Origin of the sequence: Marinomonas algarum (genome assembly GCF_020532605.1) — a bacterium.
GTDB lineage: Bacteria > Pseudomonadota > Gammaproteobacteria > Pseudomonadales > Marinomonadaceae > Marinomonas > Marinomonas algarum.
Map to the genome: position 1 here is coordinate 115,708 of NZ_JAJATW010000001.1, position 15,119 is coordinate 130,826.

Here is a 15,119-nt window from a genome sequence, read left to right on the forward strand (position 1 = left end):
TTATCAAATAACACGGGATAATCTAAGGAAATCAATCAACTGCTGACTGTGTAGCTCTATCTTGTCGACAGAATCATGCCCTGCTCCGTCTACTTCAATAAGCTGAAGGTGGCCTTTGGTGCAGTGATTCATGATCACTCTTGCATCATCCACAGGAATGACACGGTCGGCATTGCCATGAACAATCAAAACAGGACTTTGGATCTGACAAGCGGTCTTTATCGGAGCAAACGAATCGAATGGCTGTCCAATCACCCACTCAACATAGCGTATAACCGGTGCTTGAAAAGACGGAGGAATATGAACACTGGACAAATAACGCTGCATCATCCACTTTGGATGAGCAAACGCTGAAATACTAATAACAGCATCCACATCTTGGCGCTGAGAAGCGGCCAATAGCACTGCACCTGCACCAACAGAATGCCCCAACACCGCTAACTTTTTAGATCGTTCTGAGTATTGTTGTTTGTACCAATCTAAGGCACTGTGCAGATCTTCAGAAAAACGCGGTAAAGATGAAAAGGTATCCCCTTCGCTGTCTCCATGGCTTCGCGCATCAAACAACAAAACGTTCATACCCGCATCGTAGAAAGGCTTAGCCAAGGGCAGCATCATTTCAGAGTTGCTGCCCCAACCATGTAAAATAACCACAGTACTTTGAGCGTCTTTCACCGGCAATAACCAAGCTGAAAGCTGCTTGTTATTTTCGGCTGGAATGGTTAATTGAACATAATCAATTGCAAGTTGGCTTTGAGGTGTTTCTTTATTAACTTCACGAGGCGCACGAAACCCAAAATGAATCATTAAAGCAAACACAGACAGTGCAACAATGAGAATAACCAAAAAAGCGATTATATACGTCATGTATCTTTTACCTGCTTTGTTACGTCCATGTTTTAGGTTATTCATTTGTTATGTTTATACCGGTGTATAGCCTTCAAGCATGATGTCATAAATAGGTCTTAACAAAGACTTCTCCATTACCCAGGACAACTTACTTTTCTTCAGCGGGTCTACCACTTCAAACGGCAAGGCGGTTACAGGCTGCAAGGTGTAGTCGAACTCCCACAACATGGCATGACCAACGTCTAAGATCATTGGGCATGAAGTATAACCATCCCACTTAGCCGGTAAACTCTCATTACGAATGAGTGCAGTGATGTTGGTTGCCACAACAGGGAGTTGTGCCTTCACAGACGCGGCCGTTTTACCGATGGGGGTTCCGGCGGTATCACCTAAGCCAAAGACATTAGGATATCGGTTATGCTGCAGCGTGTAATTATCAACATCGACATACCCTTTAAAATCCCCTGTATCGGCCAATGGCGAATTACGAACAGCGGGGATAGCGGTCATCGGCGGAGTAACGTGGATAAAGTCCCAAGGGGTTTGCATCTCTTCCCCAGCTAACGACGTAAAATAAGCCTGTTTCGATTTTGTATCAATGGCTTTAAGATCGTATTCGTAATGGTAGTCAATCTGTCTTTCATGCCAGATACCTTCAAGACGCTCATTAAACACTTTCACACTGAATAAAAAGTTTTCGGCTGTCATATAATCGAATTTAAAACGATCACGTTGCCCCGCCTCTTTCACAAAATACTCAACAAGATTTGTCGCTTTTAAAGGAGCGCCTGCACATTTCAAAGACCCATGTGGACGAGTAAATACACCGTTCCCACCTTTAGATTGAGCAAAATCAAGCGCTTGTTTGTGACTGGCAATCCCTGCTTCTGGGCTGTGATAGATACAAGTAACACCGTCTTGACCAATTTGTGCTGGATCAAACCCTTCGATAAGGTCGTAGCGTAGCTCTAATCCTGTTGCGACAATCAGATAATCATAATTCAACTTACCGCTTTTTGCCGTTAGCACTTGATTATTATCAGGATCGAACTCTGTTACAGCATCTTCTATCCAGCGAACATCTGCATCCTTGTACTCTTTATTTGTACTGATCACATCTTCACGCGTGTTGTATACACCGGCTAACAAAAGTGTTTGTCCAGGCTGATACCAATGATAAGGGCGAGGATCAACAACCGTCACTTGTGCCCCATTGAGATACATTTGCAGTTTATTCGCAATTGCCATGCCTGCAGCGCCACCGCCTGCAATAAGAATCTTAGCATTTGTATCTTGCTTGTTTAGCTCCCATCCGATAAGACCGGTTGCTGAAACTGCTCCCAGAGTCGCCCCAGAGATGAGAAGATTACGTCGGCTAATGGCCATATTTTTATCCTTCTTTATTCTGCTTTGCAATCAAAGCGTCTCTTTTATATAAGTAAAGTTAGTTATCTACACGATAGATTTTGTCTGTGTTGGGCTTAGATCCCCATGGTAGGCCATCATTTTGCCAACCGTTTTTCGTTCTAAACCCTGCCTCTTTTCCTTCCTTTATACGGTCACCTTGAAAACCATGCACAACATAGCGAGCATTTTTAAAACCATTTTGCTGTAGAAATTCTGCACTCGGCAACCCTCGTTCGCTTCCTGATCGGCACATTGTGATGATGGTGGCATTTTCATCCAGTCCTTTTTTTGCCAACGCAGCTTGAATATCTTTCACAAAATTAGGATTTCTGTAGAGGAAAAAACGTTGCTTAGACTCATCCCAGTTAGAACGATCCACCATTAAATAGGGGATATTCACGTCCACCGCATCGGTAAAACCAATGAACATAATCTCAACAGGATCACGCACATCAACAAAAAGCACATCATCACGACTTTGAATCAAAGACTGTGTTTCTAACGTACTAATACCAATCTTTTCAGCATAGACTGAACAAACCGGAAGCGCCAATGCCGCAATCAAGAACATTTTCTGAAGAAGTTTATCCATAACATTCACCTTAAAATTAAAGTCATCTGATTTTTAACGCAAAACCATGTTGATTCAGCAGATATCCTAATGATATCGATTATTAATAAGAGAATAATATAACGGAACATACTAATATAGACACCACTTAAATCAATTTTATGGCAGTTATCAGAAATGAAACAAAAAAAGCCTGTATTTAGCACAAAAAAAACGGGCCCAGTATTGCACTGAGCCCGTTAATGGCCATTCATTAAAGTGTCATACTACTAAAAGATAACGCTTTACTCGGTTAACTGTCCTAACGCCTGCTCCACATCCGCAATAATGTCGTCAATGTCTTCTAAACCCACCGAAACACGAATCAAACCTTCCGTGATACCTGCTTTCGCTTTCTCCTCATCGGATAAGCGACCATGCGTCGTAGTGGCTGGATGTGTAACCAGCGTTTTAGTATCGCCTAAGTTGCCAGTAATCGACATCAGTTTCACACTGTTAATCACTTTCCAAGCCGATTCACGCCCACCTTTTACAACAAACGACAAGAGACCACCAAAGTCTTTTTGCTGACGTTTTGCCAGTTCATGATACTTGTGACTTGGAAGGCCGCCATAGTTGACCTTCTCAACGGCGGGATGATTTTCCAGACGTTGTGCGAGCTTTAATGCATTAGAGGAATGCGCTGTCATTCGCAATGACAATGTTTCAAGGCCGTTTAATAACACCCAAGCATTAAAGGGACTCATGCAAGGTCCCGCACTGCGCATGAAAGCGGTAAACTCATTCACCAAGGCTTGACTCGAAATCAGAGCACCACCCAGACAACGCCCTTGTCCATCAATAAATTTGGTCGCTGACTGCATCACGATGTCAGCACCTTGGGTCAACGGATTTTGAAGCGCTGGCGTTGCCAGTACCGTATCAACACACAGCAAAGCGCCTTTGGCGTGAGCCAGTGCAGCGACACGCTCAACGTCAACAACCTCATAAAGAGGGTTCGAAGGGGTTTCAAAATAACAAAAGCGCGTATTGTCGTTAATCGAATCCTCCCATGCAGCGTAATCGGTTGCGTCCACATAAAGCACTTCAACGCCAAATTTTCTGGTGTAAGCGTTAAAAAATTTTGTGGTTGAGCCGAAGATGTTGCGTGAACACACAATGCGATCGCCTGCACTCAAAAGGCTGTATGCTAGAGTCATCAGCGCGGCCATGCCTGAACTGGTTGCAATGGCAGCTTCCCCTTTCTCAAGAGTGGCTAAACGTTTTTCAAACTGCTCTACTGTTGGGTTAGTAAAACGTGAATAAACATTTCCCTCTTCATTGCCTGAAAACTTACCGGCGGCTTCTTCTGCACTTGAATAAGCAAAGCTTGATGTCATAAAAATCGCTTCACTGTTCTCTTGCTCTTGTGTCTGACGAGCGCCTGCTCGGATCGCATTCGTTGCATCTTTAAACTCTGACATTTACCTACTCCACAGCACATTGAATAAAATATCATCTAAAACAATTAAGCCAGGCAAAACCTGGCTTAACATTACCCTATTGCCTGTCTCTCATAACAGTTACATAGGGTGCATCATGTCATTACTTTGCTGATCTTCAACAGACACCTTTTTCATGTCATTACGAGCACCTTCGACACCTGCAAGGTAGGCGTCGTCGATATTTCCTGCAATGTAAGTGGCATCAAATACCGAGGTATCAAACTCACGAACGTCTGAGTGCTTTTCGTCAATGCAAGCGTCAATTAGATCTTGAAGATCTTGAAAGATTAACTTATCCGCACCAATGATCTGACAAATCTCTTCTACGTTGCGGTTATGTGCAATTAACTCTACTGCAGCAGGCATATCAATACCGTATACATTGGGGTAGCGAACTTCTGGAGCGGCGGAGGCGATATACACCTTTTTAGCACCGGCTTCTCTCGCCATTTCAATGATTTCTTTACTGGTCGTACCACGAACAATCGAATCATCCACCAACAAAACCGTTTTGTCTTTGAACTCAAAAGGTACTGGATTTAGCTTCTGACGAACAGATTTCCTACGCACTTCTTGGCCAGGCATAATAAACGTTCGGCCAATATAACGGTTTTTTACCAACCCTTCACGAAAAGGAATATTCAACGCCTGAGCGATTTGTAATGCTGCCGTACGGCTGGTATCAGGAATAGGAATAACCACATCAATATCATGACCAGCCCATTCGCGTTGGATTTTCTCAGCCAATCGATCACCCATGTTGATGCGCGCTTTATACACAGAAATACTGTCAATTACGGTATCAGGTCGTGCAAAATACACATATTCGAACAAACAAGGGCGCGGCGCTTTCTTAGGCGTACATTGGCGCGTATGCACTTGATGTTTAAGGTCAAAAAAGAGTGCTTCACCTGGTCGTATATCCCGCTCAATCTTAAAGCCCGCTGCATCTAAGGCCACACTTTCAGAAGCAACCATGTACTCAATGCCCGCTTCAGTTTGTCGCGAACCATAGATTAACGGACGAATACCGTCGGGGTCACGAAACGCTAAAATGCCGTAACCTGTGATCAAGGCAACGACAGCATAGCCGCCTTCAATGCGCTGATAAACACGCTCTAACGCATTAAAAATATCTTCGGGAGTGGGAATGAACTTACCTTCTTGGTGAAGCTCATGTGCGAGTACGTTCACCAACACTTCTGAGTCAGAGGTTGTATTAATATGACGAAGGTCAGATTCAAACACTTCTTGCTTGAGTTTCGCGGTATTGGTCAAATTACCATTGTGGGCAAGAGAAATACCATAAGGCGAGTTAACATAAAAAGGTTGCGCCTCGGCCGAACTAGAAGTACCGGCGGTTGGATAACGAACGTGCCCTATTCCTATGTTGCCGTGGAGCTTTTTCATATGACGAGTGCGAAAGACTTCACTCACCGGACCATTGTCCTTGCGCAGACACAATCGTCCATTATGGCTGGTCACCATACCTGCAGCATCTTGCCCACGATGCTGCAAAAGCGTTAACGCATCAAAAATTGCCTGGTTAACTATAGACGTGCCTACGACACCAACGATACCACACATGTTCTAAATCCTCGTGTTGGGGAATTGCGAATCACTCGCAGATTTTTATCTGTATTGGGCTGTTAAGCCGCTAGTTTCCAAGGGCACGATCAATGAGAGTCGTATCAATAAGATCCGAACTCTTGCCTAACACATCCCGTGTCCATTCATTTAATTGACCCAACTGAGGAATCAGTTGAGATGTTTTCCAAAAACTGGTTTCTTCGATGGCTGGACTCAGACTCAATAAAGAAACGAAAGCAACCACGATGAGACTGCCACGAGCAAAACCAAACAGCATACCCAGGACACGATCTGTGCTGGATAACCCTGTGACCTGAATCAAAGAGCTCAATAAATAACTCACCAGAACGCCCACGACTAAAGTAGCAATAAACAATGACACAAACGACACGATGTAACGGATCTGGTCATTCTGTACTTGCTCCATTAACAAGCCCTGCATTTGGTCGGAAAATTTGACCGAAACAACAAAGGCGACCACCCAAGTCAGTAATGATAAGACCTCTTTAACAAAACCTCTTTTCAGGCTTAATAGCGTCGATAAAACCACAACAGCGATGATCAACCAATCAACCGTTGACATTGAACTCACTTGCTCCATGAACACCTCTAAAAACGCTGGGCAGTGTAACAGATCACTGTTACTTTCTAAATAATGACAACGGAAACAGCACGTGAATTAATTCACTGAATATCGAATGACAATGCCGTTCAACTTAAATTTATCCTTGATCTCTTCACGCTTTTTCTCGGACACAGAACGCTTAAATTCGGGGCCAACATACACTTTATAAAGCGAATTCGTTGTCATGCTGTAGGCGTCATAGTTCGCTTTTTTAAGTTTCTCAACCAAGCGCACCGTATTGTCTTTGCTTTTAAATGTTGCAATCTGCAACGTCCAACGCTCAGCAATAGGCTCTGACGACTGAGAAGCACTTGATGATGACTTGGTAGGAACGGATGCAACCTTAGGCGTTGCAACAGATGAAGAAGACGAAACGATTTTACTGACATCTTTGGCCGGCTTAGGAACAGGAATAAGCTGAATATCTTCTGTTGTTGGCGTACCGCTGGCAGAATCTGCTGAGGCCATACTGCCAGCAGGTTGAACGGGCTGAATATCAATAACAGGAAAATCAGGCGGTGACGTCACTTGAACATTTATGTCCAGTTCTGCAGGACGTTCACCGTCTAAAATCAACGGTAACACCGTGGCAGCCGATAACACCATAATGCCAGCTCCGATCAATCTGTATCTCATGGTTTTATCTAACATGCCCTACTCTTTATCTTGGTTTAATGCCAAGTAATCTGAAACGGTGACAAAAGAACCAAAAACAATAACCGGCCTCTTCTCAAGCTCGGCTTGATCAATCGCTTTATCAAAAGCATCAGCAACCGAATGACAAGTGTGTATATTGGATCTGTCGCCTTCTTTTTGTGACGCAATCGCGATGGCTAACGCTTCCGCTTTTGCGCCACGAGGACCACTCAAATCAGCACAAAACCATGCAGAAAATTGATCCGCCAAACATGACATAACACGATTAATGTCTTTGTCTTTCAACATACCACACACAGCAATAGGAGCGCTGGGCAACTGAGCAATACGCTGCACAAGCTCTTGCGCCGCCTCTGGGTTATGAGCGACGTCGATGTACACATCCGGCGAATCCTGAACTTTCTGGAAGCGTCCCGTTAATTGCGCCGTGTTAAACAAGACTCTTAACGCTGATTCATCCGGTTCAAACCCCATGTAAACCAAAACAGCCACCACGGTAGCGGCATTTTGCAAGGGTAAGCCAGGCATAGGTAAGTTTTCATACCTAACATCACCGGCTTCCCAGCACCAAGTTTGGTCTGTCAGAGTAAAATTAAAGTCTTTGCCTTTTTGACGTAATAGCGCACCAATGTCGGCCGCTGTTGTTTGGATGCTTGCTGGTGGATTAACGACGCCGCTAATCAGCAACTTGTCTTTTCGGGCAATGCCGGCTTTTTCTTGTGCAATAACCTCTAAATTATCACCTAACCAGTCGGTGTGATCTAAGGCAATGGAAGTCATCACCGCGACATCTGTATCGATCATATTAACCGAATCCAAACGTCCACCTAGACCCACTTCTAACACCCAATAGTCTAAATCAGATTGATCAAATACCCACAGTGCAGCCAAAGTACTGAACTCAAAATAGGTGAGAGGCGTCTCACCTCTCACCTGTTCGATGACTTCAAATGCCTGACAAAGCAACGCATCAGAGCAAGGTACATTGTTAAGGGCAACACGCTCATTAAAATGAAGAAAGTGAGGAGAAGTGTAAGTACCAACAGAATGGCCAAAAGAGCACAAATATTGAGTCAACATGGCACAAGTAGACCCTTTGCCGTTTGTGCCGGCCACTGTGATGACCTTCTTATTAGGTCGCGATAGATTCAGAAGGCGCAATACCTCGCTTCCCCGCTCTAGACCTAACTCTATTTCAGAAGGGTGTTGGCTCTCGATATATGAGAGCCAACTGGATAATGACGTATGCGTCATTGAATTAAGCTACCTTATACTGGGTAAGTAAAGACAGAATATTAAACAAGCGGTCACGCATTTCATCACGCTTAATAATCATATCTAACGCACCTTTATCAAGCAGGAATTCACTGCGCTGGAAACCTTCAGGCAATTTTTCACGCACTGTCTGCTCAATAACACGAGGTCCTGCAAAACCAATCAAAGCGTTTGGCTCAGCCACATTTAAGTCACCTAACATAGCGAGAGAGGCAGAAACACCACCAAATACTGGATCTGTCATCACAGAAATATAAGGAATACCTTCTTGTTTTAAGCGCTCAAGACCAGCACTGGTTTTTGCCATCTGCATAAGAGAAATTAACGCCTCTTGCATACGCGCACCACCACTGGCCGAAAAGCACACCAAGGGAATACGTTTTTCCAAACACACATTAATCGCTTGGATAAAACGCTCACCGACGACTGCGCCCATAGAACCGCCTAAAAAGCGGAACTCAAAAGCCACTGCCACAACGGGCATACCGTTCAGCGCGCCTTCCATTGCGATAAGCGCATCTTTTTCCCCAGTCGTTTTTTGAGCATCCACTAGGCGATCTTTGTAACGCTTTGAGTCTTTGAATTTTAATTTATCTTCTGGCTCAAGATGCGCGCCGATTTCATGGCGATCTTCTTTGTCTAAAAAGATATCCAAACGACGACGAGCACCAACACGCATGTGATGGCTACACTTTGGACACACATCCAGATTTTTTTCCAACTCTGGACGATACAGAACATTTTCACACTTTGGGCATTTTTTCCAAAGACCTTCAGGCACAGAGCCAGAAGCATTTCGTTTCGACTCACTGCGAACGATGGATGGTACAAATTTGTCTAACCAGCTACTCATTTACTACTCCAAATCACGTATTGACGGTGGCTTAAGCGTCCATTTCATTGCGCATAGGCAACAAAATATCGCGCAAAGCACCCGCTATGTATTCTTTTGTCTCGTTCTTGTTGGCAGCAATGGCGTTGACTAAAACGCTGCCAACAATGACACCATCTGCACATTGACTTACCGCTGCGGCCGTTGCCGCATCGCGAATACCAAAGCCTACGCCAATAGGAAGCTTGGTAATGGCTCGCAGTGAATCAACATGCTGTTTTACACTGTTTACATCCAGTTCTGCTGATCCTGTCACCCCTTTCACTGAAACGTAATACACATAACCTGACGCCAAGTCACAAATTTTCTTGGCACGCTCCGCGGTTGTTGTCGGTGAAAGCAGATAAATCAGATCAATTGCATTTTCCTGGAAGTATTCTACTACATCTGTGGCTTCTTCAGGAGCCAGATCCACTAATAAAATACCATCCACACCCGCTTCTTTGGCGGCATCGGAAAACGCTTGGTATCCGAAGAACTCAATAGGGTTTAAATACCCCATTAGGACGATGGGTGTTTGCTCATTATTTTGTCTAAAAACACGGATAATTTCTAATACTTTTCTGATACTTGTACCGGCTTCTAAACTGCGTTCACAAGCTAACTGGATAACTGGGCCGTCCGCCATTGGATCTGAAAACGGCATACCAATTTCAATAATATCAGCACCGGCCTCAACCAAAGAGTTCATCAAGGTGACAGTATGATCTGGACTCGGATCCCCTGCAGTAATATAAGGGATAAGCGCTTTTTTGCCTGCTTTTTCTAGGTTTTCAAAACACTGTTTAATGCGACTCATACTTCAATTCCATCCAGTTCTGCTACCGTAAGGATGTCTTTATCACCACGGCCCGATAAGTTAATAACAACAATTTGATCTTTTTCCATCGTTGCAGCGAGCTTCATACCGTAAGCAATCGCATGACTTGACTCCAACGCCGGCATAATACCTTCTAGACGGGTTAAATCTCGGAATCCTGCCATAGCCTCATCATCGTTAATGGCAACATAATGCGCACGACCTATGTCTTTTAACCAAGCGTGTTCCGGACCGACACCTGGGTAATCTAGACCCGCCGATATTGAATGCGTACCAATGATCTGACCATCGTCATCGGCCATAACATACGTACGATTACCATGAAGAACACCTGGACGACCTGCACTGAGCGGCGCGGCGTGTCGACCGGTTTCAAGGCCATCGCCTCCTGCCTCAACACCGTACATAGCGACACTTTCATCTTTAATAAAAGGGTGGAACATGCCGATCGCATTAGAACCACCACCCACGCACGCTACTAACGCATCCGGTAAGCGCCCTTCTTGTGCTAAACACTGCTCTCTTGTTTCACGACCAATAATCGACTGAAAGTCACGCACAAGTTTGGGGTATGGGTGAGGACCGGCCGCTGTACCTATAATGTAAAAAGTATCGTCCACGTTTCCAACCCAGTAACGCATGGCTTCATTCAGCGCATCTTTGAGCGTTTTCGTGCCGGATTCAACCGAAATCACTTCGGCGCCTAATAACTTCATCCGATAGACGTTGAGCGACTGACGCTTAATGTCTTCCGCTCCCATAAATACCTTACATTTTAAGCCTAAGCGCGCTGCCACGGTGGCAGATGCGACACCATGCTGACCCGCTCCCGTTTCAGCAATAATATTGGGTTTGCCCATATGCTTGGCAAGCAATGCTTGGCCAATCGTATTGTTGATTTTGTGTGCACCTGTATGATTTAAATCTTCACGTTTCAGGTATATTTTCGCACCACCGGCTTTTTGTGTTAAACGTTCGGCAAAATATAAAGGCGATGGGCGACCAACGTAATGGGCTAAATCTTGATCAAATGCGGCCTGAAAGTCGCTGTCTTTTGATAGCTCTTCGTACATTTTTGCTAAATCGTCTAAAGCAGACATCAGCGTTTCAGAAACAAAAACACCGCCGTAGGGGCCAAAACGACCATGGGAATCCGGCAGTTCTAAATTGATATCGGTACTATTCACATTTTGCTCCATTCATAAAAGCGGTTACTTTGGCCTCACTTTTCAGGCCCTTTGATAATTCTACCCCACCACTCACGTCAATGGCATAAGGCGCAACCTGTTCAACGGCCTGACCAACATTCTCTGGGGTTAACCCGCCCGCCAATACCAGCGGCTTATTCAGATTACTTGGGATCAACGACCAGTCAAACATTTCCCCCGTCCCACCCGGCACACCGGCTTTGTAGGCGTCTAGCAACACAGCACTGGCACTTGGATAAGCGTCGATCAGGTCAATAATATTGTCTTCTTTTTTAACACGAAATGCTTTCATGTATGGACGCTGATAATGAAGACAAGCGGATTCGTCTTCATCACCATGAAATTGGATCATCCATCGCGGATTTCTGTCGATCACCGTACGTATCTCTGCCTCCTCCGCATTCACAAACAAGGCAACGGGGGTGATAAAAGGCGGCAACTGAGCAACAATATCGTTTGCTTTTTCAGGAGATACATAGCGGGGGCTTTTTGCGTAAAAGACAAAACCTAACGCATCAGCACCATGACGACACACCATGAGTGCGTCTTCAACATTGGTAATACCACAAATTTTAACTCGGCAACGCATAGGAAGGCTCTTCAACAAACGGTAAAAAATGAGGACCTAAAGGGCGAACAGGAAGCTCAAAAGACTCAGGATACTGAGCATCAACAAAATACAACCCAGTTGGCGGCGCTGTAATCCCGCCTTTCGTTCGGTCTTTCGCAGCCAATACGTCACTTGCCCAAGATACCGGTTTTTCACCCGCGCCAATTGACATCAGAACGCCAGCGAAATTTCGTATCATATGATGCAAAAAAGCATTAGCACGTACGTCTAACACGATGTATTGACCAAGCTGCTGGACATTAAAATTCATTACCGTTCTCACCGGTGTATGAGCCTGACAGCCTATCGCTCTAAAGGAAGAAAAATCATGACGACCAACAAAGACCTTTGCTGCCTCTTGCATCGAACAGACATCTAGAGGCTTATAAGTCCAAGTGACACCACTTGAAAGCAAAGCAGGACGCAAAGGAGAGGAGTAAATAACATATCGATAACGACGACTTAACGCGCTAAATCGAGCATGAAAATCGTCGTCAACATGACGCGCTGCCACGACGCTAATGTCTTTAGGAAGATAGGTATTTACCCCTAACGTCCAAGCGCGCTCATGGCGTTTAACATGGGTTTCAAAATGCACAACTTGGGCACAAGCATGCACACCAGAATCTGTACGACCAGCACAAACAACACTAACGGGATGGTCTGCCACGACAGACAGCGCTTTCTCTAAATTCTCTTGAACACTGGGAACATCGTACTTTTGAGCTTGCCAGCCTTTATAATTCGAACCGTCGTACTCAATAACGAGGGCGATTTTATTAGATTGTGGTTTATTCACTTGGGAACATGCGCTCCATCATATCTTGTGCTTCAGTAACTTGCTGTTCGTTACCCGATTCTACGACGTCTTCTAAAATAACACGGGCACCCTCTTCATCCCCCATATCCAAATACGCTCTTGCCAAATCTAACTTTGTCGCTGCTTCGTCACCACTGGCGTCGAAGAAATCAAATTCTTCCTCTTCATCTGACTCTTCACTTTCCGCTGCGGCTTCTGATTCACCAAAAGATGGAACATCCAGATCTTCCTCGTCTTGCTGTGCTTCGGCCAATGTTTCTTCAATAGAGTTTGATAAGCTATCATCAGGTGTCGCAGCAAAGAGTTCAGATTCGTCGGTGTCTTCTTCAGCGGCTGGGTCGGCCGCCTCGTCTGATTCAACATCGTTTAACAGACTGGACACGAAGGATTCCTCTTCACTTTCTACACTGTCAACCTCGCTTTCAGCCTGCTCAACCGGCTCCTCCTGAATCTCTTCTGGTTCAGGCTCGATGGACTCAGGTGACATGGTTGGGATATCTTCCTCATCCACTGCTTCGAGGTCATCTTCCTCACTAAAGTCGATCTCAGGCTCTGGCAAATCGTCAGAATCCTCAAAAGCTGCAAAGATGTCATCAATATCCTCATCAGAGGACGCTTCTTCAGGCGCACTGTCCGATGAATCCGTAGGCTCTTCTTCATCAAAGATAGAGCTTGGTAGATCATCTTTAGCAAGGTCTTCTTCTAAAGCACCAAAATCACTAAGGCCGTCGTCTTTTTCATCTAAATCAAAAGCAAAAGGGTCTTCTTCAAAATGAGACACTTCATCATCAGCCGCCACAGTCTCTGTGGCAACAGCAGCTGCCGCCGCGGGAACAGCCGCTTGAGCCAGGTCAAATTCGTCTTTTGCCGTTGTCGCTTCCTCTTGCTTACCCTTACTTCCACGACGCATCAACCAGCCGAGCAGGAAGCCCAGCAGTAAAAGAACAACGGCGCCAATGGAAACCACAACAGGGTTGCCAAATATCTTATTCACTAAGGAGTCGGCTTCGGCTTGCTCTTTCTCTCTTCTTAGTTGATCGGCCTCTAACAATTGATCAACGGTATTTTTTTGTTCCTGCAACGCCTGTTGAGCACGGCTAAACTCTTGCTGTAACTGAGCCATCTGAGTGTCTTTTAGACTAATAAGTTGCTCAAGCGTGGCTAATTGGCTATTCAGTTCTTCAAGTTGATCTGAAATCTCTGCCTTTTCTCGCTGCTCTTTGTCCAGCATTTCTTGGGAAGCTGACAACTTATTCTGTAATGCTTCTAAGGCTTGGCTGTCCTCACCTGTATTGGAACTGGAAGCATCTTCTGGCAACAAACTCTGACCTGAGGCCAATGTCAGCGTATCGCCTTTCTCTTGCGGAGCATTTGAAGCGGCTTTTGCCTTTGCTTGGGTATTAAGCTGGGCTTGGTCAACCGTTTTCGCATTTTTTTGACTCTTTGACGCCATCCATGCGGCATGTTGACGATCAAACTCTTGCTTTGAGATTGATTGATTGAAAAGCGCGATTTGTTCTTGTGTCGGCAGTCGTAAAACCACACCCTCTTTCAATAAATTAATGTTATCGGAATAGAATGCGTCTTTATTGAGGGCTTGAATCGCCATCATGGTCTGATAGATAGATAATTGGTTCGAAGGTTGATTTTGTCCAGCGATAGACCAAAGTGTGTTGCCCTTCAATACATTTTGTCGACCGCTGATCGGCATTCTTTGAGCTGTGGCAGTTGCATTGCGCAAGACGCTGCCAGTATCACCTTGGTTGACGGCTTGAATCGCCTCATTCCCTGATTTACCCACCAGTGCGGATGGGTTCAACGGTGTCTTGTATTCTCGAACCACTTGACCACTTGGCCAACGAGCCGCAAGGACAAAACGCAACTCATCTACCTGAAGCGGTCGATCTGAACGGATCGCAATCGTTAAGTCACGATTTTCTCTTACCACGTCAAAACGCAATTGTGAAATCACGCTGGTTGGCACAAAACCCGCCTGCTGAAACTCACTTTCACTGCCAAGGCGAACTAGAATATCGTTAGTTGTCAGGTTACCTACATCCGATAAAGTAATTTTTCCCCGATAAGCTTCGTTCACTTTTGATTGAGAGGTTAATTCGCCCAGTTCCAATGCGTAACTGCTGGTCACATGCAAAGCGCCTGACACAGCAATACTAATGAGGGTTTTTCTGAGCATAATATTCCCTTTGTTAATCAATAATGAGCATAAATACTTCGTCAAGTATCTTACACAGGTGGGCAATTATCAATAGCTTTAGAATCAATGGTTTGGGTAAGCCACGATACCTTACCA

14 protein-coding genes are annotated in these 15,119 nt (G+C 45.0%); all 14 read right to left on the reverse strand.

The window, feature by feature from the left end:
- Positions 1-3 precede the first annotated feature (3 nt).
- The gene (locus LG368_RS00570) at positions 4-867 is read right to left on the reverse strand and encodes an alpha/beta hydrolase (protein ID WP_226752789.1); all 864 of its coding nucleotides are present in this window, start codon (positions 865-867) and stop codon (positions 4-6) included.
- Positions 868-921: 54 nt separating this feature from the next.
- Positions 922-2,235, reverse strand: coding sequence for an NAD(P)/FAD-dependent oxidoreductase (locus tag LG368_RS00575; RefSeq protein ID WP_226752790.1), 1,314 nt, complete (start codon positions 2,233-2,235; stop codon positions 922-924).
- A gap of 58 nt (positions 2,236-2,293) precedes the next feature.
- Entirely contained in the window at positions 2,294-2,848 is a 555-nt protein-coding gene (locus LG368_RS00580) for a rhodanese-like domain-containing protein (protein WP_226752791.1), read from the reverse strand.
- Between the two features lie 263 nt (positions 2,849-3,111).
- Entirely contained in the window at positions 3,112-4,290 is a 1,179-nt protein-coding gene (locus LG368_RS00585) for an O-succinylhomoserine sulfhydrylase (protein ID WP_226752792.1), read from the reverse strand.
- A 99-nt stretch (positions 4,291-4,389) separates the two neighbouring features.
- Entirely contained in the window at positions 4,390-5,898 is a 1,509-nt protein-coding gene (gene purF, locus LG368_RS00590) for an amidophosphoribosyltransferase (protein WP_226752793.1), read from the reverse strand.
- Between the two features lie 70 nt (positions 5,899-5,968).
- The gene (locus LG368_RS00595; RefSeq protein ID WP_226752794.1) at positions 5,969-6,484 is read right to left on the reverse strand and encodes a CvpA family protein; all 516 of its coding nucleotides are present in this window, start codon (positions 6,482-6,484) and stop codon (positions 5,969-5,971) included.
- A 96-nt stretch (positions 6,485-6,580) separates the two neighbouring features.
- Positions 6,581-7,177: an SPOR domain-containing protein gene (locus tag LG368_RS00600; RefSeq protein WP_226752795.1), complete on the reverse strand. Its 597-nt coding sequence runs from the start codon at positions 7,175-7,177 to the stop codon at positions 6,581-6,583.
- Between the two features lie 3 nt (positions 7,178-7,180).
- Entirely contained in the window at positions 7,181-8,437 is a 1,257-nt protein-coding gene (gene folC / locus LG368_RS00605; protein WP_226752796.1) for a bifunctional tetrahydrofolate synthase/dihydrofolate synthase, read from the reverse strand.
- 4 nt (positions 8,438-8,441) lie between these two features.
- A complete protein-coding gene (accD, locus tag LG368_RS00610) occupies positions 8,442-9,311 on the reverse strand; it encodes an acetyl-CoA carboxylase, carboxyltransferase subunit beta (RefSeq protein WP_226752797.1) in 870 nt (289 codons plus the stop codon).
- Positions 9,312-9,342: 31 nt separating this feature from the next.
- Positions 9,343-10,149: a tryptophan synthase subunit alpha gene (gene trpA / locus LG368_RS00615; RefSeq protein WP_226752798.1), complete on the reverse strand. Its 807-nt coding sequence runs from the start codon at positions 10,147-10,149 to the stop codon at positions 9,343-9,345.
- On the reverse strand, positions 10,146-11,357 hold the full coding sequence (gene trpB / locus LG368_RS00620) for a tryptophan synthase subunit beta (RefSeq protein WP_420827956.1): 1,212 nt from the start codon (positions 11,355-11,357) through the stop codon (positions 10,146-10,148). Before trpB ends, trpA begins: the two co-directional genes overlap by 4 nt.
- Positions 11,350-11,967 (reverse strand): phosphoribosylanthranilate isomerase, encoded by a 618-nt coding sequence (locus LG368_RS00625; protein ID WP_226752800.1) that lies wholly within the window; start codon positions 11,965-11,967, stop codon positions 11,350-11,352. Before LG368_RS00625 ends, trpB begins: the two co-directional genes overlap by 8 nt.
- Entirely contained in the window at positions 11,951-12,787 is an 837-nt protein-coding gene (gene truA, locus LG368_RS00630; protein ID WP_226752801.1) for a tRNA pseudouridine(38-40) synthase TruA, read from the reverse strand. Before truA ends, LG368_RS00625 begins: the two co-directional genes overlap by 17 nt.
- A complete protein-coding gene (locus tag LG368_RS00635; RefSeq protein WP_226752802.1) occupies positions 12,780-15,002 on the reverse strand; it encodes a FimV/HubP family polar landmark protein in 2,223 nt (740 codons plus the stop codon). The genes truA and LG368_RS00635 overlap by 8 nt, the downstream gene beginning before the upstream one ends.
- Positions 15,003-15,119: the final 117 nt, after the last annotated feature.

Excerpts from the sequence above, each read along its gene's own strand:
- LG368_RS00570 (WP_226752789.1), bottom strand. The coding sequence starts at position 867 with ATGACGTATATAATCGCTTTTTTGGTTATTCTCATTGTTGCACTGTCT.
- LG368_RS00585 (WP_226752792.1), bottom strand. The coding sequence starts at position 4,290 with ATGTCAGAGTTTAAAGATGCAACGAATGCGATCCGAGCAGGCGCTCGT.
- accD (WP_226752797.1), bottom strand. The coding sequence starts at position 9,311 with ATGAGTAGCTGGTTAGACAAATTTGTACCATCCATCGTTCGCAGTGAG.
- LG368_RS00575 (WP_226752790.1), bottom strand. The coding sequence starts at position 2,235 with ATGGCCATTAGCCGACGTAATCTTCTCATCTCTGGGGCGACTCTGGGA.
- LG368_RS00580 (WP_226752791.1), bottom strand. The coding sequence starts at position 2,848 with ATGGATAAACTTCTTCAGAAAATGTTCTTGATTGCGGCATTGGCGCTT.
- LG368_RS00625 (WP_226752800.1), bottom strand. The coding sequence starts at position 11,967 with ATGCGTTGCCGAGTTAAAATTTGTGGTATTACCAATGTTGAAGACGCA.
- LG368_RS00595 (WP_226752794.1), bottom strand. The coding sequence starts at position 6,484 with ATGTCAACGGTTGATTGGTTGATCATCGCTGTTGTGGTTTTATCGACG.
- LG368_RS00635 (WP_226752802.1), bottom strand. The coding sequence starts at position 15,002 with ATGCTCAGAAAAACCCTCATTAGTATTGCTGTGTCAGGCGCTTTGCAT.
- trpA (WP_226752798.1), bottom strand. The coding sequence starts at position 10,149 with ATGAGTCGCATTAAACAGTGTTTTGAAAACCTAGAAAAAGCAGGCAAA.
- folC (WP_226752796.1), bottom strand. The coding sequence starts at position 8,437 with ATGACGCATACGTCATTATCCAGTTGGCTCTCATATATCGAGAGCCAA.
- purF (WP_226752793.1), bottom strand. The coding sequence starts at position 5,898 with ATGTGTGGTATCGTTGGTGTCGTAGGCACGTCTATAGTTAACCAGGCA.
- LG368_RS00600 (WP_226752795.1), bottom strand. The coding sequence starts at position 7,177 with ATGTTAGATAAAACCATGAGATACAGATTGATCGGAGCTGGCATTATG.